Here is a 2,709-nt window from a genome sequence, read left to right as displayed (position 1 = left end):
ACAAACTAGGTTGATTATCTACAAAGGCCTTATTTGCAAGTTGTACTGCTCCTGGATACGTACGATTAGCCACAGAATCAATAATCGAAATATCGACTGGTGAAGTTGTAAGTGATTTTTTCTCACGTTCAACTACTACAAATTTACCATTTGAATTTGTACTTTCTTTCGGAACAAAACTCTCCACTTTATCACCATTTACTGCTAAAACCTCTTGATTATTATACTTAAGATTTGCTATACCAGTATTAATGCCACTTGCATTTTTTGTTGCATCAGCTGAATTACTTTTAGGTGTTTCAGCAAAGGAAATAGATGAATAACTAATAGTGCTTAAACTAACTAATAAACATGCTAATAATTTGATTCCTTTAACACTTTTTGTAATTTTCAAAAAATTCATTCCCTTCTTTTTTTCGTATTAAGGTATGATAATTGTTTATAAATAGTTGCTGAATAACGAACTTACATTACTGCTTTTAAAAGCTCTTGTACGAATGGAAGTAATCCACCGATAAATTTTAAAACTGCCATTGCGATTGCCATATGATTTCACCTCCTCTAATCTGTACCTTAATTCACCTTCGCTATACAGATCATTTGTGTAATAATTCCTATGAATAATTGCTGAATAATGAACTTACATTACTGCTTTTAAAAGTTCTTGTACGAGTGGAAGGATCCCACCGATAAATTTTAAAACTGCCGTTGCGATTGCCATATGATTTCACCTCCTCTAATCTGTACCTTAATTCATCTTCGCTATACAGATCATTTGTATGATAATTCCTATGAATAATTGCTGAATAATGAACTTACATTACTGCTTTTAAAAGTTCTTGTACGAGTGGAAAGATCCCACCGATAAATTTTAAAACTGCCGTTGCGATTGCCATATGATTTCACCTCCTCTAATCTGCACCTTGATTCATCTTCGCTATACAGATCATTTGTATAAATAATTGTGCTGAATAACGAACTTACATTACTGCTTTTAAAAGTTCTTGTACGAATGGAAGTAATCCACCGATAAATTTTAAAACTGCCATTGCGATTGCCATATGATTTCACCTCCTTTTGTCGTTGCTACGATGTGATTTATATTATAGTAAGCGCCTATGTTTTATCAATACATCCTAATATGCAATGTTGCATATTAGGATGTAGCTTTGAAATGAAATAGTCTAGATTTTCAGCATTGTCATAAAGTGTACTTTTTGAAATAACATATAAATTTATAATGAATCCATCTTATTCCCCCTTTTCGGGGATTTGGGCAAAATTCCCCTATTAGTACAAAAATCTGTATAGAATTCTGTATAAAAAAGCCCTGCATATAAGCAAGGCTTTTCCTATTTCCAAAATTGCCACCACTTTTTTTGTTGGGTGGCTGCAATCAATTTTTTAATCTCCTGGTTTTCACGGATCATAGCCATTAGGTTTTGATCACGTTCATCAATTTTTTGAAAATCCTGTTGTTGTTTTTGCTGTTCAGTTAACCATTCCTTTAAATTTTCTTCATGTTTTTTAAGCAGTTCAGATACTCTTTCAGCAACAATTCTATCCACTTCCTGAATAGCTACAACTACTTGTCCTACTTGAATCTGTTCAGGTTGTTGTTTAGTTATTTGGATAGGTTCAATGTCTATATATTCAGGCAATCCTTCTTTACTGAGGAGCTCAATAATTTGTTTTGTTTTGAGGTTTCTTTTATTTCTCATTTTAGCTATAAATTGAAAAACAGGTATACATTCTTGATGAATTAAATACTTGTTCTTTTCACCTTGTTGGAAATTTAAAAAACTACTGTAGGTTTGACAGTTTCGTTTTATAGTCATAGCTGATACTTTTATTTCCTTGGCTACTTCTTCAGCTGATAACCAGTCTTTCTGTTGCACAGTTCAGATCACCATCTTTCTACACATCTAAACATCTGAACAGAAAAACAAGGGTTTCCTTGTTTTTCTGTTCAGATGGCTATTTAGTAATATACAAATAGTTTAACACCTAAACATCTAAACGCAATATATAAAAGAATCAATACTTAACTGATTTTGCTTCAAATAAGGTTTGCGAGTGTCTCGTATGACTTTTTCGCCAAGCCGAAGGACAAAAAGCAAAGCAATTGTTCTCGACTTGGACTAGCAATTATAAGAGCCGAACCGCTTAGATCATTCGTTCAAAAATAGTTCTTACTCAAAATTTTGATACGTTTAGTACGTGGGGTTTCGTCCCCACATGACGAGCCAGCACTCCAAACAAAAAGCAAGGAAACCCCTAAATTCGGTTAATTTGTTTTTCATTATAAATACGGTGTGTAAAATTTTACATTTATTCTTATGAGAAATAAAATAAAATACCTAAACATTTAACCAAAATCACTTATAACGCCCTATCTCCTCCTTTATAAGAACTTAGATGCATTGAATATAATTGCATTGGTTTGTCCTTTATCTCGTCATACAAGATAATCTGAGCATCCGTTTTTTCCTGGACGCAAAATTCGAGTGATTATTTTATTCAACTTTAGATTTCGGCTCTCCAAATCATTTAAACATTGCTTTTCTTGTGATAATCCATTCTTTTCTTGTACCACTTAGGGGAAGAAAGAATTTACAGACTCACTAATTCTAACTTTTTGCATAACTAATGTAAGGGTTTAATTTCTAAAAATTTAAAATATTTAGCATAGATAATATCAATTTACTA

Annotated in this window: 2 protein-coding genes; both read right to left on the bottom strand. The window is 32.3% G+C overall.

Translation table 11 applies throughout. The annotated features are described in order from the left end of the window. Window positions 1-403: thiol-activated cytolysin family protein (locus tag CN288_RS28025; RefSeq protein WP_176527767.1), on the bottom strand; the 403-nt coding region annotated here is incomplete at its 3' end. Window positions 404-1,352: 949 nt separating this feature from the next. Beyond that, complete coding sequence (locus CN288_RS28020; RefSeq protein WP_098303651.1) at window positions 1,353-1,898, bottom strand: DUF3967 domain-containing protein; 546 nt, start codon at window positions 1,896-1,898, stop codon at window positions 1,353-1,355. Window positions 1,899-2,709: the final 811 nt, after the last annotated feature.

The sequence above is a fragment of the Bacillus sp. AFS023182 genome (assembly GCF_002560575.1).
Classification (GTDB): Bacteria; Bacillota; Bacilli; order Bacillales; family Bacillaceae_G; genus Bacillus_A; species Bacillus_A arachidis.
The sequence above is the reverse complement of the archived record's forward strand: the minus strand, read 5'-3'. Positions and strand labels throughout refer to the sequence as shown.